This is a genomic window from Streptomyces sediminimaris, assembly GCF_047049295.1.
Classification (GTDB): Bacteria; Actinomycetota; Actinomycetes; order Streptomycetales; family Streptomycetaceae; genus Streptomyces; species Streptomyces sediminimaris.
In genome coordinates, this window is the sequence record NZ_JBJWOT010000001.1 from 1,847,235 (window position 1) to 1,867,057 (window position 19,823).

Consider the following 19,823-nt stretch of genomic DNA (forward strand, 5'->3'; position numbering starts at 1 on the left):
GCGATGCGCCGGGACGGTGCGGTGGACCGGGGCAGGGCCCCGCGGCGAGTGCCGGTGCGGCTCAGCGCCCGCCGAAGAGGGAACGGCGCAGTCGGCGCAGCGGCGCGAAGAGCAGGACACGGCTGATCCGCGCCCCCCTGGCACTGCGCTCGCGCCGGGTGTCGCGCGCGGTGAGCTCACGCATCAGCGAGGTCGCCTCGGCCGTCTTCTGCTGCGGCACGGCGGGACCCGCCAGCACCGACAGGTGCCGGTCGAGGCGCGAGCTGCTCGCACCGCTCCCGCACGTGATCGCAGGGACCCTGGCCCTGCTGCGCACTGTTATCTGTTCCATGTCACTCCCCACCCGTACGAGTCCACCCGGCCCGGGCAGAGTAACCCTATCGCCCCCTCGGGGCACTCGTGTATCGCGGTCACAGGATTCACCTTCCCCGTAAGGAGGTTGACGACTCCACGTTCGTCACTCTCCGAATCCGACCGATTTCAGGGTGAGTTGGACAACCGGCTGGCTGGTGGGTTGCGGCGAGCCGCCGTCGGGCTCCACGGTCACGGCGAGTGACGTGGCCGCCTTGTCGAGGCCGGTCGCGACCAAGGGCGTGTCGCCCCCCTGGAACAGCCCGAGAGAGCGGGGCCGCGCGTCGGGGCGCATGAGCCAGAGCTGGTGCACCCGTCCGCCGGGCAGGGCGCCGTATCCGCTGAGGGTGACGACCGCCTGTCCCTCCGACGCCGAGGCGACCACCGAGATGGCGCGGCCCCGCTCGTCCCGTTCCGCGCTCGCGCGCGCGTCGGGAGCTGCCAGAACGTGGGCGATCTCACGTGACCGGGCCCGGGCGGCGTCCAGCTGGTCCTGCGTGTGGTTCGCCTGGACGGCGAAGAGCGAGGCGACCACGAGGGCCGCGGCGGCCGTCGCCGTGGCGAAGGGGACGAACAGCGGGCGGCGCTCGCGGGGCGCACGGGAGCGTGCCGGCGGTGGCTGCGTGCCCCAGACGTGGGGCGGCAGCCGGGGAGTGTGCTCACGCGCCGGCTCCTGCGGAGTGGCGCGCACGGCGGCCAGCACCCGGTCGCGCATCGCGGCCGGCGCGGGAGCGGCCGTCGACCAGGCGAGGCGGACGGCGTCCTCGGACAGGGCCCGTACCTCGGCCTCACAGATCTCGCAGGAGGCGAGGTGCCTCTCGAAGCGGACCCGCTCGGCGGGCGCCAGGGCGTCGAGCGCGTAGGGGGCCGCGAGTGAGTGCGCGTCGCCGCCGCCCAGCAGTTTCCTCAGCAGACTCATGCGACGCCTCCCAGGCACCTGCGCAGCTGGGTGAGTCCGTCGCGCATCCGGGTCTTGACCGTGCCCAGCGGCAGCGAGAGCCGCTCGGCCACTTCACGGTAGGTGTAGCCGTCGTAGTAGGCGAGGGTGACGGACTGGCGCTGCAGGTCGGTCAGCCGGTCCAGGCAGCGGCGCACCCACTCGCGCTCGAGGCCCGCCTCGACCTCCTCGGTGACCTGGTCGAAGGCCGGGTGGTGGGCCCGGCGTGCCTCGCGCTGCTCGCGCTCGCCGGCCGCGCGGGCGCTGCGCACCCGGTCGACGGCCCGCCGGTGGGCGAGGGTGAGGACCCAGGACAGGGCGCTGCCGCGCCCGGGGTCGAACCGGGCCGCCGACCGCCAGAGTTCGAGCAGCACCTCCTGGGCCACCTCCTCCGACTGGGCGGGGTCGCGCACGACCCGGCGCACCAGTCCGAACACCGGTCCCGACACCAGCCCGTACAGCTTCTCGAACGCGTTGTGGTCACCGCCCGCGACCAGCAGCAGAAGCTCGTCCGCCTCCACTCGGTCCCCCTCTCCCCGCCCGCAAGGGCCCCGTCCCGTCACACCAGGCATTCGCAACGAACGCACCTCCGGATGGGGTTACGGATGGGCGGGCGGAAAACGCCAGTCGCCGCGCGATGAAACAAGATTCCCCGCTCGCCGTAAAGACCTCTGAGATTCCACCAATCCGCCCTGCCGACCGCTCCGAATCAGCGTGCGTCAGGCAAGTTGGGACCGAGGACGGACGGCATGACACCTATCTCCAGGAGCGGTGCGGGACGCGGGAGCATCGCGACCCTGATAGCCGGCGCGCTGGCCGCCGGGGGGCTCGCGGCCGCCGGCGTGACGACGCTGGAACCGGGGGCGGCCTCCGCCTCCAGCCACCGGGAGGCCCCGCTGATCTCGGGGCAGCCGCAGTACGACAACACCGACGTGTACGCGTTCGTCAGCCCGGACAAGCCGGACACGACGACGATCATCGCCAACTGGATCCCGTTCGAGGACCCGGCGGGCGGCCCGAACTTCTACACGTTCGCCGACGACGCCCAGTACGACATCCACATCGACAACAACGGTGACGCGCAGGGCGAGTTGCTGCTGCGCTACACCTTCAAGACGCACACGAAGAACAAGAAGACGTTCCTCTACAACACCGGTGCGGTCACCAGCCTGGACGACCCGGACCTGAACGTGACCCAGACGTACGACATCGACCTGATCAAGCTGCGCAAGCAGAAGGTGACGTACCGGACGAAGCTCGCGGACGACGTGCCGGTGGCGCCGTCCGACGTCGGCAAGGCGTCGATGCCTCACTACGACACCCTGCGCAAGCAGGCGATCCACAAGCTCGCCAACGGGGCGCAGACGTTCGCGGGCCAGGCCGACGACCCGTTCTTCCTGGATCTGCGCGTCTTCGACCTGCTGTACGGCGGGAACCTCTCGGAGGTCGGGCGGGACACGCTCAAGGGCTACAACGTCAACTCCATCGCCCTGCAGCTGCCCACCGACATGATCACCCAGTCCAAGGACCAGCCGATCGTCGGCATCTGGTCCACCACCCAGCGCAAGAACGCCAGGGGCTACTACGAGCAGGTCTCGCGCCTGGGCAACCCGCTGGTCAACGAGGTCGTCAACCCGCTGAAGGACAAGGACCGGTTCAACGCGTCCTCGCCCTGGTACGACGCCCAGTTCCTGAAGAACGTGACCAACCCCGAACTGCCCAGGCTCATCGAGCAGATCTACAAGATCAAGGCGCCGGCCGAGCCGCGCAACGACCTGGTCGACGTCTTCCTCAAGGGCGTGAAGGGCCTCAACCAGCCGCCGAAGGTGCGGCCGGCGGAGGAACTGCGCCTGAACACCTCGATCAAGCCGGCGGCCCATCCCAAGCGGCTGGGCGTCCTCGACGGTGACAACGCCGGCTTCCCGAACGGCCGTCGTCTCACCGACGACGTGGTCGACGAGGCGCTGCAGGTCGTCGAGGGCGAACTGGTCGGCTCCAAGAACGACCTGGGCGACGCGGTCGACAAGAACGACAAGGGCTTCGGCCACACCTTCCCCTACCTGGCCGACCCGACGGCCGGTTCGCGCGGTGCCACCGCCAAGGGCGTCACCAGCGGCAACGACGTCCGCAACCAGCTGGGCGACGCGCTGCGGCCGGCCGGTTCCTCCGGCGGCACCGGCGACAGCCGGCTGATCGCCGCCTCCGCGGGCGCCGGCGCGGCCGGCGTCGCCCTGATCGGCGCCGCCCTGATGTGGTGGCGCCGGATGCGGGGGCGCGCGTACTGACGCGCGTACGGGAACTTCCGGCCGGCACTCACCCGCAGCGGCGTCGTGGCCGGTCGCGCGGTTCCCCGCGCCCCTTCGGCCGGGCTCCGGCCCGGCCACCGACTGGCGCGGCCCGTTCGTACCCATCCCCCACGGCCGGGCCGCGCCGCACGACTTCCGCACGCAGCACGTCGATCAAGGAGAGGGCATGGCCCCGCGCACGAACGACACCGACCCGGGGGAGGAGACCGGCACCCCGCCGCTCCCCCCGCCGGCACCCGAGGCCGCGCCGCCCGCCGAGGAGCCCGGGAGCCGCGGCGTCCCGGAGGAGGGCGCCGCACTCGATCCGCGGGTCGCCGCGGTGCGGCGGGTGGGGGAGGCAGGGCGGCGGCTGAGGGCCGCGCGGCTCGGGGGCACCGCCGTCCTGCTGGCCGTGGCGCTCACCTGCGGGGCCATCGCGGTCGGGGCGCTGCGCGAGCACCGGGGCGCGAGCCTCGCGTCCGCCCCGGCCGCCGCCTCCCCGGCGCTGCGGGCCGGCGGCGGCCTCGATGCGGGCGTCGCCTCGCTGCAGGCGCAGCTCAAGGCGCAGCCGAAGGACTTCGGCAGCTGGGCCACGCTGGGTCTGGCCTATGTCGAGCAGGCCCGGACCAAGGGCGACCCGGCGCGCTACCCGCAGGCCGAGAAGGCGCTGCGGCGGTCCCTCGCTCTGAAGCCCGGCAACGAGCAGGCCGTCACCGGGCAGGCGGCCCTCGCCGCGGCCCGGCACGACTTCACGCACGCCCTCGGGTACGCGGACAGGGTGCTCCGGGAGAACCCCTACAGTGAGCGGGCCCTGTCCTCCCGCATCGACGCGCTCGTCGAGCTCGGCCGCTACGCCGACGCGTCGAAGGCCGCCGACACCGCCGACTCCCGGCGTCCGGGCGTCCCGGTCTTCACGCGGTACGCCTACGTGCACGAGCTGCGCGGGGACGTGAGCACCGCGCACCGGGTGCTGGAGCAGGCCCTCACCGCCTCCACCGCCCGCGGGGACATCGCGTACGTCGCCGCCCAGCTCGGCCTGCTCGCCTGGAACCAGGGCGACTACCGCGGCGCGCTCACCTACTACGCCCGCGCGCTCGCCGCCGACGACAACTACCTTCCCGCCCTGGAGGGCCGCGCCCGCGCCCAGTACGCGAGCGGTGACCGGGCCGCCGCGATCAGGGGCATGGAGCAGGTCGTCGCCCGCTTCCCGCTGCCGCAGCCGCTGGTCGCGCTCGGCGAGATGTACCAGGACCGCGGCGCCGGGGGCGACCGGGCCAGGGCCCGCGAGCAGTACGCCCTGGTCGACGCCTGGATCGCCCTGGCCCGCGCCAACGGCGTCGACGCCGACCTCGACACCGCGCTCGCCGCGGCCGACCACGGGGACCGGGCCGCCGCCCTGCGCGCCGCCCGCGCCGAGTGGTCCAGGCGGCACACCGTGCACACCGCGGACGCCCTGGCCTGGGCCCTGCACGTCAACGGAAGGGACGCGGAAGCCCTGGCTCCGGCCCGGCGGGCGACGGCCACCGGTTACCGCAACGCCCTGTTCCTCTACCACCGCGGCGTGATCGAACGCGCCACCGGCCACGCCGCGGACGCCCGAGCCCTTCTGCGGGCCGCGCTGAAGCTGAACCCCGGCTTCTCGCCGCTGGGGGCCCGCGAGGCCCGTACGGCACTGAAGGACCTGGAGGCCGGGCGGTGAACCCTCGTCGGCTGCTCGCCTCCACGGGGGCCGTCCTCACGGCGGCCTGCGCGCTCGCGCTGCTTCCTTCCACCAGCGCGAGCGCGCACCCCCTCGGCAACTTCACCGTCAACCGCTACGACGGCCTCGTCGCCGGTCCCGGCACGCTGCGCGTCGACCACGTGGAGGACCTCGCCGAGATCCCGGCCACGCAGGCCGGGCCCGACGTCGCGCGGCTCGGCATGACCGAGTGGGCGCGGCGGCGGTGCGCGAAGGCGGCGGACGGCAGCAGGCTCACCGTCGGCGGGCGGGCCACCGCCCTGGCGGTCACCGGCAGCGCGGCGCGCCTGCGGCCCGGGCAGGCGGGGCTGCACACACTGCGCGTGGAGTGCCGGCTGACCGCGCCGCTGCCCGGGCACGAGGGCGTGAGCGTCGCCTTCCACAGCGCGGGCGCGTCCTCCGGGCCCGGCTGGCGCGAGATCACCGCGCGCGGCGACCGTATGACGCTCACCGCCTCGGACGTACCGAAGACCTCGGTGTCGCACGAACTCACCCGCTATCCGAAGGAGTTGCTCTCCTCCCCCGCCGACACCTCGGCCGCCTTCCTGCGCGTGCGCGCGGGCGGTCCCGCACTGGCCGAGACGCGGCAGGACGCCCCCGCCGCCTCGGTCCTGCCGCGCGGCGCCGACCGCTGGACCCGCGCCCTGGACTCCCTGGTCGCCCGGCACGACCTCACCGTCGGCTTCGCCGCGCTCGCGCTGCTGATCGCGGTCGTCCTCGGCGCCATGCACGCGCTCGCGCCGGGCCACGGCAAGACCCTGATGGCGGCGACGGCGGCCGCCCGCGGCGGCCGCGCCCGCCTGAAGGACGTCCTGCCCCTGGCCGCCTCGGTGACGGTCACCCACACCCTCGGCGTCGTCGCGCTCGGGCTCCTGGTGACGGCCGGCTCGGGTGCCGCGCCCTCGGTGATCGCCTGGCTGGGCGTCGCCAGCGGCGTCATGGTGGCCTCCGCGGGCGCGACCCTCGTACGCCGTGCGTGGCGCGACCGCGGCACGGGGCGGCCGCACGGCCACGGACGGCACGACCCCGCCCCCCGGCCCGGCTCCGACGACCCCGCGCGCCCGCCCGGGACCTCCCGGACCGATGAGCGCGCCCCGGTGCCGGCCGCCGCCCGCGTCCCCGCCACCGTGGCCGCGGCGACCTCCCCGCACCCCCACACGCACGATCACGACCACACGCACCTTCACGACGACGGCCGCGACCACCACGATCACGACCACGCGCACCCCCACGACGACGGCCGCGACCACCACGGCCACCCTCGCCCCCACGACCACGGCGCCGGTCACGAGCACCCGCATCCCCACCGCCACGGCCTCGAACACACCCACGGCGGCTTCACCCACACCCACTCCACCGCCCCCACCCTCCGCGGCACGCTCCTGCTCGGCTTCGCCGGCGGTCTGGTGCCCAGCCCCTCCGCCGTCGTCGTGCTCGTCGGCGCCGCGGCGCTCGGACAGGCCTGGTTCGGGCTGCTGCTCGTCGTCGCCTACGGCGTCGGGCTCGCCCTCACGCTCACGGCGGCCGGGTTCGCCGTCGTCAGGCTGGGCGCCGGCATGAGCCGGCTGCTGGACCGGCGCCCCCGCTGGACCGGTCACCCCCTCGCCGTGCTGGTCCGCCGGACCGCCCCGCTGGGGTCGGCGCTCCTCGTCGTGATTCTGGGGGCCGGTCTGGTGCTCAAGGGGGCCGCATCCGCATTCGGCTGAGCTACGTTTGGAGAATCACACGGAGTGGAGAGAACCCGCGGATGCGAATGGGGGACGCCCGTGTCCGAAGAACCGGGCAGTGAACGTGTGATCGCCGGCCGCTACCGCCTCCTGTCCCCTCTCGGCCAGGGCGGCATGGGAACCGTGTGGCGCGCCATGGACGAGGTGCTGCACCGCGAGGTCGCCGTCAAGGAGGTACGCGCGCCCGCCGGGCTGCCGGCCCCGGACGTGGAGCGGATGTACGCCCGCCTGGAACGCGAGGCGTGGGCGGCGGCGCGGGTCGCCGACCGCAACGTCGTCACGGTCTACGACGTGGCCACCGAGGACGGGCGGCCCTGGATCGTCATGGAGCTGGTCCGCGGCGTCTCCCTCGCCGACGTCCTGGAGTCGGAGGGTCCGCTGCCGCCGCAGCGGGCCGCGCACATCGGTGCCGAGGTGCTGTCCGCGCTGCGGGCGGCGCACGCGGCGGGGGTGCTGCACCGGGACGTGAAGCCGGCCAACGTGCTGCTGTCGAACGACGGCCGGGTGGTCCTCACCGACTTCGGCATCGCCATGGTGGAGGGCAGCTCGGCCCTGACCATGACCGGGGAGGTCATCGGCTCGCCCGAGTTCCTCGCGCCGGAGCGGGCGTTGGGCCGTACGCCCGGCCCGGAGTCCGACCTGTGGTCGCTGGGCGTCCTGCTGTACGCGGCCGTCGAGGGCAACTCGCCGTTCCGTCAGGACACCCCGCTCGGCACGCTGCGGGCGATCGTGGACGAGGAACTGCCGGCGCCGGGGCGGGCCGGGCCGCTCGCCCCCGTCATCGAGGGGCTGCTGCGCAAGGAACCGGCCGAGCGGCTGCCGGCCGACCGGGCCGAGCAGGACCTGCGGCTCATCTCGGCGGGCGGCACGCCCGGTGTGTACGGAGCGCCGACCGTCCCGTACACACCGACGATCGCCGGATATCCGGAAGGGGGAGCGGGGACCCCGCCGACTCCGTACGGAACGCGGCCGGCCGTCCCCGGGCCGACGGCCGCGGCGCAACCGCAGCGGCGCAACCGCAAGGCCGCCTCCGTCCTGATCGCCGGCCTGCTCGTCCTCGCGCTGGCGCTGGCCGGTCTGACGTACGCGCTGCTGAACGGCGGGGGCGGTGACGGGACCGCGGGCGGCGGCAGCACCCGTACGGCGGGCGGGACTTCGCAGACGCCGGGCACCACGAGTCCGCGCAGCGGCGGGGCCGGCAGCCCCACGCCGAGCCCGAGCGGCAGTCCCACGACATCGGCCCCGCAGTCCGTGCAGGTCACCCTCGCGGGCGCGAACACCGACTACTCCGGCAGCTGTCCGCCGGCGAGCGGCCAGGCGCCCGCCTTCACGGCGACGTTCACGGTGGGGAGGCTGCCCGCGGAGGTGAGCTACCGCTGGGTGTCGCGGGACGGCCAGGTCATGGACCAGGGGTGGAAGACCCTGTCCTTCCCGGCGGACGGCTCGAGGACCAGGCAGGACCGGGCGTTCGTGACGACCTACGACAGCGCGGGGACCTTCCGCAACGAGATCCGTGTCGAGGTGCGTTCGCCGGTGGCCACGAAGTCCAACTCGGTCGCGTTCTCGGTGACCTGTGTGGCGGAGACCCCGACGGGCGGGGCCTCCACCAGTGCTTCGCCGTCGGCGTCGCAGTGATCAGGCGGCGCTGGTGATGACCGGCAGATAGCCGCCGGACTGGCCTGCCGCCGTGGGGTGGTAGGACTCGCCGATGTTGAGCCAGTTGACGCTGTGCAGCCAGGAGCTGCCGGAGCAGAGCTCGTGGCCGGTGAAGGTGGAACGGACGTCGCCGAAGGTGAAGCCGTGGTCGGCGGCGGCCTTGGCGATGGCCGTGTCGAGCTGGTCGGCCGCGTCGTTGATCGCCTTCCGCTTGGTCTCGGAGAGGCCGACGCAGGTGGTGCCGAGCTTGTAGAAGCGGGGGTAGCCCAGGACGACCACATGGGCGTTCGGGGCCTTGGCGCTGATCGCGGAGTAGACGTTGTCCAGCTGTCCGGGGAGCGTGTTGGCGACGTAGGCCCTCGCGGTGTCGATCCGGGAGAGGCAGGAGCTGTCGGACTGGAGCACACAGGTCGTCATGACGTCGGCGAAACCGGCGTCGTTGCCGCCGATGCTGATGGAGACCAGGCCCGTGGCGGTGCTGAGCGGACCCAGCTGCCCGGACAGAACATCACCCGTACGGGCGCCCGAGCAGGCGGTGAAGTCGAACGTCGAGGGTGAGTGCGCGGCGGCCCAGAGGTAGGGGTAGGCCTTCGTGCTGCGCTTGCAGTCGCCGCTGGAGCTGATGTAGCTGCCCGACCCGACCCCGGAGGAGTAGGAGTCGCCGAGGGCCACATAGCCGGTGGGCGCGGCGTTCTGGGACGCGTGCGCCGCCGTGGCCCCGGTGAGGGCCGTGCCGACGGCGAGGAGGACGGAGCTCAGGAGAACGGCACATCGGGAACGTCTCATGGAACCTCCCTTTAGCAGGATCTCTGCCTCAACCGTCGTACCAACTACGCGCGTCACTGGGAAGTGTCCATGTCAACTTTTTCGGGCCAACTGCCGTTCAGATCCGGACTTCTTCGCATCCGGCCCCCCGCGGAACGCTGGTTCAAAAATGCATAAGGACTGCCCCATGGCCCCTTTGGGACCTTGACGGCCACCGACGGGCTGCGCGACATTGAAGCCCGGCATCCGGCGCGTCGGGGGGCAAAGTCGCCAATGCAGACCATCCGTATCAAGAGACCACCAACAGCGGGCGCCGAGCGGGAGCGGACGGGACCGGGGAGGGACCTGTCGCCACTGCTCGCGGGCGCCGCGACGGCCGTGGGGGGCAGCGGCGCGCTTCTGGCGCTGGCCGGCTCCGACTCACCGCTGCGCGGCCCGCTCACCCTGTTCTTCCTGCTCGCCGCGCCCACCACGGCCATCGGGGCCGCGCTGCGCGGGCTGGAGCCGCTCGGTCGCGCGATCGGCGCGATCGCGGGCGCGATCGTTCTCAACATGCTCGTGGCGCAGAGCATGTTGGCCGTTCACCGATGGTCGGTGACCGGGGGAATCATCGCAGTGACCGTGATCAGTTTGTGTCTTCTCGTGAGCTGTGCAACGGTCAAACCAACAAAAACGTGAGGCCTCGTTCCAGGCCTTGCCATAGGGGTTCAATCGTCAATACCGTCGTACATCTCACCCGCATCGGTCCATCACCAAGCGGCTCTAGGGGAGGGCTCAAGGACCGCGATGGAACCGGCGTGGGGCGCGGTAGGGGGGTGCCGTGCTCGGTGACCGCACTTGTGACCGAGTCGTGCCGCGAGACCGGCTGCCGTTCCGCGGCAGACGGCCAGCTTTGCCAGCTCGCCTCGGCGTGCACGGAGATCCAATTCGTCATGCCACAGGCGTGAACCCCCCTTTCGAACCGGACACATAACCGGGCCGCCCAGGGGCGGGCGGTCCACCGGACGAGAGGGACCAGACTCATGAGTTCTGTTCTTCGGCCGGCGAACACGGGCCAGGATCCGTTAATAGCCAGCAAATACCGGCCGATCTCTTCTCACCTGGCCATCGCGCCACCGGTGAGCGTGGTGATTCCCGCCATGAATGAGGCGGAGAATCTCCCCTACGTGTTCAAGACACTTCCCGACTGGATACACGAAGTCGTTCTGGTGGACGGCAATTCGACGGACGACACCGTCGAGGTGGCCCGCGGGCTGTGGCCGGACGTCAAGGTCGTCGAGCAGCGCGGCAAGGGCAAGGGCGACGCCCTGATCACCGGCTTCAAGGCCTGCACCGGCGACATCATCGTGATGGTCGACGCCGACGGCTCCGCGGACGGCAACGAGATCGTCAGCTACGTCTCCGCCCTGGTCTCCGGCGCCGACTTCGCCAAGGGATCCCGCTTCGCCAACGGCGGCGGCACCGACGACATGACGTTCATCCGCAAGCTCGGCAACTGGGCGCTGTGCACGATCGTCAACCGCAAGTTCGGCGCCCGCTACACGGACCTGTGCTACGGGTACAACGCCTTCTGGCGGCACTGCCTGGACAAGATCTCCCTCGACTGCACCGGCTTCGAGATCGAGACCCTGATCAACATCCGGGTGGTCAAGGCCGGCCTGAAGGTGCAGGAGATCCCGAGCCACGAGTACCTGCGCATCCACGGTGCGAGCAATCTGCGCGCCGTGCGCGACGGGTTCCGGGTGCTCAAGGTCATCCTCGGGGAGCGGTCGAACCGGAAGGAGCTGCGCCGCCAGGAACACCACTCGCCGATGCTCGAACCGGTCTCTCTCGACCCGGTCCCGCTCGACTCGGTCCAGGGAGAGGTGCCTTGAGCGATCTCGACATCTCCGTCGTGATCTGCGTGTACACCGAGGACCGCTGGGAGGACATCCTCGCGGCGGTCTCCTCGGTGCGGGCGCAGTCCCACCCTGCCCTGGAGACCCTGCTGGTCGTCGACCACAACCCGGCGCTCCTTGACCGGCTGGCCAAGGAGTACAAGGAGGCCGACGAGGTACGGGTGCTCGCCAACGCGGGCCCGCGCGGCCTGTCCGCGGGCCGCAACACCGGGATCGCGGCCGCCCGCGGCGAGGTGCTCGCCTTCCTCGACGACGACGCCGTGGCCGAGCGGGACTGGCTGCGCCGCTTCGCCGAGGGCTACGCCGATCCCCGGGTGATGGCCGTCGGCGGCCGCACGATGCCGGTCTGGGCGTCGGGCAGGCGTCCGGCCTGGTTCCCCGAGGAGTTCGACTGGGTGGTGGGCTGCACCTACAAGGGCCTGCCGCCGGGCCGGGTCCGGGTGCGCAACGTCCTCGGGGGCAACGCCTCCTTCCGCCGTACGGCGTTCGACGCGGCCGGCGGTTTCGCGACCGGCATCGGCCGGGACGGCGACAAGCGCCCGCTCGGCTGCGAGGAGACGGAGCTGTGCATCCGGCTCACCCGCGCCCGGCCGGACGCGATCCTGCTGATCGACGACCGTGCGGTGATCCACCACCGGGTGCCCGAGGCGCGCGAGCACTTCGGCTACTTCCGCACCCGCGCCTACGCCGAGGGCCTGTCGAAGGCCCTGGTGGCGCGAAGTGTGGGCGCGGACAAGGGACTGGAGTCCGAGCGCCGCTACGCCACCCGGGTGCTGCCGGCCGGCGTGGTCCGGGGTCTGCGCGACGCCGTGCTGGTCCGCCCGGGGGGCGCGGGCCGCGCGGGCGCGATCGTCGCCGGGGTGCTCACCGCGGCCGGGGGGTACGTGGTGGGCAGCGTCCGGGCACGCCGTGGCGGAGACACCTTCCGCGTCGTCGCGATCGAGCGGGGATCCGTCGGGACCGGAAGGGAATCCGCCGAGACCGAGGGGGGATCCCATGACTGAGGCACCGGTGCCGATCCTGATGTACCACTCCGTCTCGACCGCCCCGAACGACGCCACCCGCGCGCTGTCGGTGGCACCCGGGGCGTTCGCGGAGCAGATGGCGTGCCTCGCGGACCACGGGCTCACGCCCGTCAGCACCGCCGCCCTGGCGGCGGGTTGGCGCTCGGGCCGCCCGCTGCCCCCGCGGCCCGTGCTGATCACCTTCGACGACGGCTACGAGGGCGTGCACCGGCACGCCCTGCCCGTGCTCGCCAAGCACGGCTTCGCCGCCACGCTGTTCGTCTCCACCGGCTGGATCAAGGGCGCGTACGACATGGGCGGCGGCCTGGACACCATGCTGGACTGGGACCAGGTGCGCGAACTCGCCGGCGCGGAGGTGGAGATCGGCGGGCACAGCCACACCCACCCGCAGCTCGACCAGCTCCGCGACGACGCCCTGCGCCACGAACTGATCCGCTGCAAGGAGATCATCGCCGAGGAACTGGGCTCGGTCCCGGCCTCGTTCGCCTACCCCTACGGCTACTCCAGCCGCCGGGTGCGCGAGGCCGTGCGCGTGACGGGATACGCCCAGGCGCTCGCCGTCGGCAACGGCCTCGCCCGCCGCCGCCAGGGCCCGTACGCCCTCCAGCGCGTGACCGTGCGCCGGGGCACGGGCATCGAGGAGTTCGAGCGGCTGGTCCACGGCCGCGCGATCGCCCGCGACTTCGCCAGGGACCGCGTGCTCACCAAGGGGTACGCCGTGGTCCGCAGAGCCCGCCAGGTTCGCCGGAAGGCCATCCGTTCCCGTGTCTGACACGACGACCACGACCGAGGCAGCGTCGTCCCCGACCCAGACGCCCGAGCAGCCGGGGCGCCGCCTTCGCCTGCCCGGACTGGGCCGGAAGAAGGGCGGCAACCAGCTGTTCCGCAACGCCTACGCGCTGATGCTGAACACCGGCATCTCCGCCGTGCTCGGCCTGGGCTTCTGGCTGGCCGCGGCCCGCTACTACTCCGAGGACGCCGTCGGCCAGGGCTCCGCCGCGATCGCCGCGATGAAGTTCCTCGCGGGGCTGACCGCGGTGACCCTGACCGGTGCCCTGGCCCGGTTCATCCCGGTCGCCGGGCGCACCACCGGGCAGCTGATCTTCCGTACCTACGCGGGCAGTTCGCTGGTCGTGGCGGTCGCGGCGGGGATCTTCCTGCTCACGCTGAACGTGTGGGGGCCGTCGTACCGCTTCCTGCACGGGCCGCTGCACGGCCTCGGATTCATCGTGGCCGTCATGGCCTGGAACCTGCTCACGCTGCAGGACGGTGTGCTGACGGGGCTGCGCAGCGCGCCCTGGGTCCCGGTGGGCAACACCGTGTTCTCCGCGGTGAAGCTGGGGCTGCTGGTGGCGTTCGCCGCGGCGATCCCGACGACCGGCGTCTTCGTCTCCTGGGTCGCCGCGATCGCCACCTCGGTGGTGCCGCTGGGCTGGCTGGTCTTCCGGCGCCTGGTGCCACGGCATGTGAAGGCGACCGAGGACCACGCCAAGCCGCCGACGCTGAGGGAGGTCGGCAGGTTCCTCTCGGGCGACTACACCGGCTCGCTGTTCTCGCTCGCCGCGGTCTACCTGGTTCCGGTGATCATCGCCTCGCAGGTCAGCTCCCAGAACAACGCGTACTTCTACATCACCACCACCATCGGCGGCACGGTCAACCTCCTCGCCATCAACATGGGGGCCTCGCTGACCGTCGAGGGCTCGCACGACCCGGCACGGCTGGCCGCCAACACCCGCGCCGCGCTGCGCCGGATGACCCGGATCATGCTGCCGATCTGCGGGGTGCTGTTCATCGGGGCGCCGTGGATCCTGGGTGTCTTCGGCACCGGCTACGCGGACGCGGCGACGCCGCTGCTGCGCTGGTTCGCGCTCGGGGCGCTGCTCCGGGTCGTCATGGAGACGTACTTCGCGGTGCTGCGGGCGCAGAGCCGCACCGCCGGACTCGCCTGGCTGCAGGGCCTGCTGTGCGTCCTGGTGCTCGGTCTGACGCTGCTGCTGCTCCCCCGCATGGGGCTGACCGGCGCCGGTGTCGCCGAGATCTCCTCGCTCGCGGTGATCGTCATGATCGCCGCCCCGAGGCTGTTCCGGGTGCTGCGCGCCCGCCCGGGCGGCGACGTGCCCGAGGACGCGGCACCCGACGGGGACCTCGCCGACCTGGAGGGGCTCCACCCCTCCCGGCGGCGCTCGAGCGGGGCGGGTGCCGCCGTCCCCGCCACCGAGAAGCCGCGCGGGCGCGGGCCCGCCTGGGCCCTGGACACGGACACCCTCGCGCTCGGCATCCACGTCGACTTCGACCACATGGAGCGGCGCCCGGACGTGCGGCCGGGCCCCGGGACCCCGCCCGCCGGAACGCCCGCCCCGTCCCCGGAGCACCGGCCCGTCCGGGCGAAGACCCCGGAGCTCGGCCTGCCCGTGGAGGAGAGGGAGCCCGGCTCGGAGGCCTCGCTGGGGCCCGCCGAGGTGGACGCGCCGTTCGGGACGGCGTTCGGCGAGGAGCTCCTGCCGCGGGCGGGAGCGCCGCTCGCCGGGGAGGCGCTCGCCGGCCGGACGCCCGGGGACGGTGCGCCCGGTACGGAGACACCGGGGGGCGGTGCGTCCGGAGCGGAGACACCCGGGGACGGCGCGCCCGGGGAAGAGGCCCCCGAGCAGGTGCGGGAGCCCGTGCCACCCGTCCTGTCCTGGCGCGAGCGCCTGCGGCCGAGCCGCCTGGGCCTCGTCCTCGGCTGCCTCCTGACCGCCGCGCTGCTGCTGTACTGGGTGCCGGCGCTGGGGCTCGGCGAGGCCGACCTGGACGCGATGGGCGGGCTCGGTCTCATCTCCGTCCTGCCGCTGCCGACGCTGATCGGGGCCGCGCTGCTGGTCGTGGTGTTCGCCTCGCTGCTGTGGACGGCCCGGGAGCACAAGGCGCTGCTCCTGGTCACACTGCTGGCGACGGTGATCTCACTGCACGCGCTGCCCGCGGTGATCGAGACCGAGCCGCGCTTCCCGACGGCCTGGCAGCACCTCGGCTTCCTCGACTACATCGACCGCACCGGCTCCGCCGTACCGGACCTGGACGCGCGCTGGAGCTGGCCCGGCTTCTTCGCGGTGGCCGCGTTCGTCACGAAGGCCTGCGGGGTCACCGACCTCACCGAGGTCATCCGCTGGTGGCCGATGACCATCCAGCTGCTCTATCTGGTACCGATGTTCCTGCTCGTGCGCTCCATGCGGGCGAGCTGGCGGGCCAAGTGGACCGGCATCTGGATCTTCGTGCTCAGCGGCTGGGTGGGCCAGGACTACTTCTCTCCGCAGGGCTTCACCTATCTGCTCTACCTGGCGTTCGTGGCGATCCTGCTGGTCTGGTTCCGCGAGCCACGGGTGATCTGGGCGAAGCGGCGGCCCGGTGAGGCGGAGGTCGAGCCGACGAGCAGGCGGCAGAAGACCGCCCTGCTCGGGGTGCTGATCGGCCTGTACGCGGCGAGCGTCCCGGCCCACCAGCTCACACCGTTCGTGATGCTGGGCGTGCTCGCGGTGCTCGTCCTGATCGGCCGGTCCGAACTGCGCGGCCTGCCCATCCTGTTCGGCGTCGTGGTCGCGGCCTGGGTGGGCTTCATGGCCGAGCCGTACTGGTCCGGGCACTTCAACGATCTGTTCGGCGGGGTCGGCGGCGTCGGGAGCAACGTCTCCACCTCGGTCTCCGGCCGTATCCAGGGCGGCGACTCGACCCACAAGCTCGTCCTGTACGCGCGCGTGCTGCTGGCCGGCGCGGTGATGGCCTTCGCCTGCTGGGGCTGGTGGCGCCGGCACGACCACAAGTACCGCGAGCGGTCGCTGCTGGTGCTGACGTTCGTCCCCTTCCTGGGCTTCGGCATGCAGTCCTACGGCGGCGAGATGGCCCTGCGCGTCTTCATGTTCGCGCTGCCGGGCGCGGCCCTGCTGGCCGGTCTCGCCCTGTTCCCGCGCACCGGGGTCACCGCCGAGGAACGCGACAAGGACCGGGTGAGCCTCGCCCCGCTGGCCGCGCTCATGGCGGGACTGCTGCTCATGGGCGGCTTCCTGGTGGCCCGCTGGGGCAACGAGCCGTTCGAGCGGGTCCGGCCGGGCGAGGTGGCGGCCATGGACTACGTCTACGCCCACGACCGGCCGACCGTCCGCCTGCTCTGGCTGAGCAACGACACGGTCAACGACGTGACACCGGCGATGCCCTGGGGCGCGAAGGACATGGAACGGGTGAGCTACGTGCCCACCCAGGCGCCGGCCGACCCGGTGCTGGTGTCCGGCCTGGTCAAGGCGCTCAAGGACGCGGGTCCGAACTCGTACCTGATGATCAACGAGAGCCAGACGACCTACCTCACGATGGACGTGGGCTACTCGGACACCTGGCAACCCCGGCTGATGAGGAACCTGGACCAGCGGCCGGAGCTGAAGAAGGTCTACGTCAACGCCGACGCCACCCTCTACGCCCTGAAGAAGCAGCCCGAGGGAGCGGTGCCGAAGCCGGACCCGGGGCCGATCGGGCCGCAGATCACCTGGACGCCCTGGTCGGTCGTCGGCGCCCTGGCGGCGCTCGCGCTCATCGTGCTGATGACGGCGCGCGAGGTGGTGCGGGTCGCGCTGCGGCCGAGCGTGCGGCAACTGCGGTGGCTGCAGAGCAGTTACTGGTTCTCGCTGCCGCTGCTGGCGGTCTTCCTGGCCTCGCTGGTGCAGCGGTTCCTGACCATGAAGTGAGGCCGCGTCCCGGGAAGTGGCTCAACCGCCCGTGCGGTCGAGCCACTTCACCTCGTAGGCCCGCATCCCGAACCGTCTGCCGTCCACCTTCGCGCTGATCGGCCGGCCGAGGGTGTTGACCACCAGGACGGTCCGGTCGGTGGCCAGGACCCGGACGTTGGGCACGTCGTCCGCGGCCACGGAGACGGTCGTGTACGTCGTGCCGGGCGGGAACGCCCGGTGGAAGCGGGAGACGAGGCCGAACATGGGCAGCTCGCGGCCGCCGTCGGAGCCGCCGGTGGGCGTCCACAGGCAGCCGGCGCAGCCGTCGCCCTTCTCGTCCTCGGGGTTCCAGTAGAAGCCGGAGGAGGCGCCGCCCCTGACCATGGCGATCATTCCGGCGGCCTGGACGGCGACGCGGCGGTTCTCGGACCAGCCCTTCCGCCCGCCCTTGCCGTCGGCGGGCTCGACGTAGTACTCGGCCCACCACAGCGGCAGGCCGCCCGTCCGCCGCCGCACCCACCTGCCGACCGCGGTGAACTTGTCGGTCGCCGCGAACTCGTCGGGCAGCATCTCGTCGTCGTTGGTGTAGCTGGAGCCGTCCACGACGACGAAGTCGGCGCCCGCCTTGTGCCTGTTCCAGTACTCGAAGGCGTCGAGGACACGCTGGTCCATGGCGCCCCAGGGGCCCTTGAAGGTCGCGGAGGCCTCGCCCGCGCGCGGGTCGACACTGTCCATCACCAGGTACGGCCCGCCGACCATGATGTTCTTGTCGACCTTCTTCAGGGCCCTGTAGACCAGGTTGTACAGCTTGGTGTAACCCTCGTAGTCCCAGCGGCCCTTGGCGTCGTTCCAGAAGCCCTTGAACTCGTTCCAGACGATGAAGTGGCGTACGTCCGGATAGCGTTTGGCGACGGTCGCGGCCAGCGCGGCGAAGTCGGCGTAGTGGTCCGGCTCGGGGGCCGTCTCCAGCGCCGACCGGCTCCAGTCCGTGTTGTCGACGCCGGCTCTGCCGCCCTTCATCCAGTCCGGCGAGCAGCACAGGGTGACCACCGGGGTGCCGCCGGACCTGCGGATGAAGTCGATGCGGCGGTCCATCGCGCCAAAGTCGTAACGGCCCTTCACCGGCTCGGGGTTGTCGGCGCCCCAGCCCATGATCGCCTGGTCCTGCGGCAGGCCCCCGGCGCCCGAGATCAGCCGCTCCACCCGGTCGGTGGCGGCCGGGTCGCCCTCGTCGGCGCTGTACTGGGTGTGCGTGAAACCCCAGCCCACCTCGGGTCTGTCCGCGCCGGGAGGGGTCACCGGCGTGCCGTGCACCGCGTCGCCGTTGCGCGAGGTGCCCGCCGTGCTTCCGCCGCCCCCCGGCAGCGTGTTGACCAGGGTGACGATCAGCGCCAGCGCGGCCACGCCCACCCCGAGCAGCGCGGTGAGCCGCCACCGCCGTGCCCCCGAAGTCCACTCATGACGTCCCATCGAGGGCAACAGTAACCGCGCGGCGGCCGGGTCGGGCAGATGTTGTGATTGCACGGGTCTGCAACAAGGTGGACGGAATACGCCGGCGGGCATTTCGGAAGCACGCGACACGGCGGACACGGCCGACACACCCGGCGCACGGCGGAAACCGGGTGCACGGGACGTGCCGGTGACGGATCATGGACGCCATGTCTGCGAACCCGCACGAAGCTCTGCCGATCCGGCTCAACGTCGACGACAGCGACTCGCCGTCCGACGTCGTCGACGCGCTCTTCCTCGGCCGGTTCGCGACGGGCGAGCAGCCCTACGCGCACGCGGCGAACATCGACCGCGTCCGGTCCGGGGCCACGCTCCTGCCGCCGGGCGCCCGGGTGCTGCGAGTGGCCCGCGACGACGACCGCAGCGCGACGCTGGCGGAGGGCGACGGCTGGACGCTGCTGGTCTCCCGCTGGAACAGGGGCGCCGACGTCACGGTGACGGCGACCGGCGAGGACCTCGCGCGCCAGGTCCTCGACCAGGCCACGGACGGCGCGGCGGACGAGCCCGAGCCCCAGCCGGAGAACGTGACGATGGGCTTCTGGTACGTCTCCCCGCGGCGCGGCCCGCACCGCACCACCCGGCAGATCTCCGCGGGCACCTGGGAGGAGGTGCGGGAGAACTACACCGCACCGGTGGCGGAGGCGATGGACCGGCTGATGAAGACGACGCCGGAGGACATCGCGGGCCGCCTGCTCCTGCTGCACGGCCCGCCCGGCACCGGCAAGACCTCGGCGCTGCGCACCCTCGCCCGTTCCTGGCGGGACTGGTGCCAGGTGGACTGCGTGCTCGACCCCGAGCGCCTGTTCTCCGACGTCGGCTATCTGATGGACATCGCGATCGGCGAGGAGGACGGCACCGGCAAGGGCCGCTGGCGGCTGCTGCTCCTGGAGGACTGCGACGAGCTGATCCGCGGCGAGGCCAAGCACACGGCCGGCCAGGCCCTGTCCCGGCTGCTCAACCTGACCGACGGCCTGCTGGGCCAGGGCCGCAACGTCCTGGTGGGCGTGACGACCAACGAGGACCTGGAGCGCCTGCACCCGGCCGTGGTCCGCCCGGGCCGCTGTCTGGCCCGTATCGAGGTGGGCTCGCTGACCCGCCGGGAGGCGGTGGACTGGCTCGGCACCGAGGAGGGTGTCGGCCGTGAGGGCGCGACGCTGGCGGAGCTGTACGCGCTGCGCCGGGGGACGTCCCCGACGGCCCTGCCGGAGCCGCGGGACGGGGCGGACGCGGGACTGTACCTGTAG

Annotated in this window: 15 protein-coding genes; 10 read left to right on the forward strand and 5 right to left on the reverse strand. The window is 72.5% G+C overall.

The features are described 5' to 3' along the window. Nucleotides 1-61: 61 nt before the first annotated feature. From ACJ9NR_RS08600 to ACJ9NR_RS08610, 3 genes are all read right to left on the reverse strand, one after another. Nucleotides 62-331, reverse strand: a complete 270-nt coding sequence (locus ACJ9NR_RS08600) for a hypothetical protein (RefSeq protein ID WP_412488897.1) — start codon at nt 329-331, stop codon at nt 62-64. A gap of 126 nt (nt 332-457) precedes the next feature. Next, the gene (locus tag ACJ9NR_RS08605; RefSeq protein WP_412488896.1) at nt 458-1,270 is read right to left on the reverse strand and encodes an anti-sigma factor; all 813 of its coding nucleotides are present in this window, start codon (nt 1,268-1,270) and stop codon (nt 458-460) included. Continuing rightward, nucleotides 1,267-1,809, reverse strand: a complete 543-nt coding sequence (locus ACJ9NR_RS08610) for a sigma-70 family RNA polymerase sigma factor (RefSeq protein WP_412488895.1) — start codon at nt 1,807-1,809, stop codon at nt 1,267-1,269. Before ACJ9NR_RS08610 ends, ACJ9NR_RS08605 begins: the two co-directional genes overlap by 4 nt. A gap of 228 nt (nt 1,810-2,037) precedes the next feature. On the opposite strand from ACJ9NR_RS08610, the gene ACJ9NR_RS08615 reads away from it, so the two are divergent. From ACJ9NR_RS08615 to ACJ9NR_RS08630, 4 genes are all read left to right on the forward strand, one after another. Continuing rightward, nucleotides 2,038-3,573 carry a DUF4331 domain-containing protein gene (locus ACJ9NR_RS08615; protein ID WP_412488894.1) on the forward strand — a complete coding sequence of 512 codons (1,536 nt, stop codon included), beginning with the start codon at nt 2,038-2,040 and terminating at the stop codon, nt 3,571-3,573. 187 nt (nt 3,574-3,760) lie between these two features. Beyond that, a complete protein-coding gene (locus tag ACJ9NR_RS08620) occupies nt 3,761-5,272 on the forward strand; it encodes a tetratricopeptide repeat protein (RefSeq protein WP_412488893.1) in 1,512 nt (503 codons plus the stop codon). Continuing rightward, entirely contained in the window at nt 5,269-7,017 is a 1,749-nt protein-coding gene (locus ACJ9NR_RS08625; RefSeq protein ID WP_412488892.1) for an urease accessory protein UreH domain-containing protein, read from the forward strand. The genes ACJ9NR_RS08620 and ACJ9NR_RS08625 overlap by 4 nt, the downstream gene beginning before the upstream one ends. A gap of 60 nt (nt 7,018-7,077) precedes the next feature. Then, the gene (locus ACJ9NR_RS08630) at nt 7,078-8,673 is read left to right on the forward strand and encodes a serine/threonine-protein kinase (RefSeq protein WP_412488891.1); all 1,596 of its coding nucleotides are present in this window, start codon (nt 7,078-7,080) and stop codon (nt 8,671-8,673) included. On the opposite strand, the gene ACJ9NR_RS08635 is transcribed toward ACJ9NR_RS08630, so the two are convergent. Then, the gene (locus tag ACJ9NR_RS08635) at nt 8,674-9,480 is read right to left on the reverse strand and encodes an SGNH/GDSL hydrolase family protein (protein ID WP_412488890.1); all 807 of its coding nucleotides are present in this window, start codon (nt 9,478-9,480) and stop codon (nt 8,674-8,676) included. 183 nt (nt 9,481-9,663) lie between these two features. On the opposite strand from ACJ9NR_RS08635, the gene ACJ9NR_RS08640 reads away from it, so the two are divergent. The 5 genes from ACJ9NR_RS08640 (at nt 9,664) to ACJ9NR_RS08660 (ending at nt 17,088) form a co-directional block, all read left to right on the forward strand. After that, entirely contained in the window at nt 9,664-10,137 is a 474-nt protein-coding gene (locus tag ACJ9NR_RS08640; RefSeq protein ID WP_412488889.1) for a hypothetical protein, read from the forward strand. 344 nt (nt 10,138-10,481) lie between these two features. After that, nucleotides 10,482-11,333: a glycosyltransferase family 2 protein gene (locus ACJ9NR_RS08645; RefSeq protein ID WP_412488888.1), complete on the forward strand. Its 852-nt coding sequence runs from the start codon at nt 10,482-10,484 to the stop codon at nt 11,331-11,333. Then, nucleotides 11,330-12,361, forward strand: coding sequence for a glycosyltransferase family 2 protein (locus tag ACJ9NR_RS08650; protein WP_412488887.1), 1,032 nt, complete (start codon nt 11,330-11,332; stop codon nt 12,359-12,361). Before ACJ9NR_RS08645 ends, ACJ9NR_RS08650 begins: the two co-directional genes overlap by 4 nt. Continuing rightward, nucleotides 12,354-13,154 (forward strand): polysaccharide deacetylase family protein, encoded by an 801-nt coding sequence (locus ACJ9NR_RS08655; RefSeq protein ID WP_412488886.1) that lies wholly within the window; start codon nt 12,354-12,356, stop codon nt 13,152-13,154. The genes ACJ9NR_RS08650 and ACJ9NR_RS08655 overlap by 8 nt, the downstream gene beginning before the upstream one ends. Next, on the forward strand, nt 13,147-17,088 hold the full coding sequence (locus ACJ9NR_RS08660) for a lipopolysaccharide biosynthesis protein (protein WP_412488885.1): 3,942 nt from the start codon (nt 13,147-13,149) through the stop codon (nt 17,086-17,088). The genes ACJ9NR_RS08655 and ACJ9NR_RS08660 overlap by 8 nt, the downstream gene beginning before the upstream one ends. A gap of 21 nt (nt 17,089-17,109) precedes the next feature. Here ACJ9NR_RS08660 and ACJ9NR_RS08665 read toward each other — a convergent pair whose 3' ends face one another. Continuing rightward, the gene (locus ACJ9NR_RS08665; protein ID WP_412488884.1) at nt 17,110-18,540 is read right to left on the reverse strand and encodes a GH39 family glycosyl hydrolase; all 1,431 of its coding nucleotides are present in this window, start codon (nt 18,538-18,540) and stop codon (nt 17,110-17,112) included. Nucleotides 18,541-18,728: 188 nt separating this feature from the next. Here ACJ9NR_RS08665 and ACJ9NR_RS08670 point away from each other — a divergent pair, with 188 nt between their 5' ends. Then, nucleotides 18,729-19,823 carry a DUF5925 domain-containing protein gene (locus ACJ9NR_RS08670; RefSeq protein WP_412488883.1) on the forward strand — a complete coding sequence of 365 codons (1,095 nt, stop codon included), beginning with the start codon at nt 18,729-18,731 and terminating at the stop codon, nt 19,821-19,823.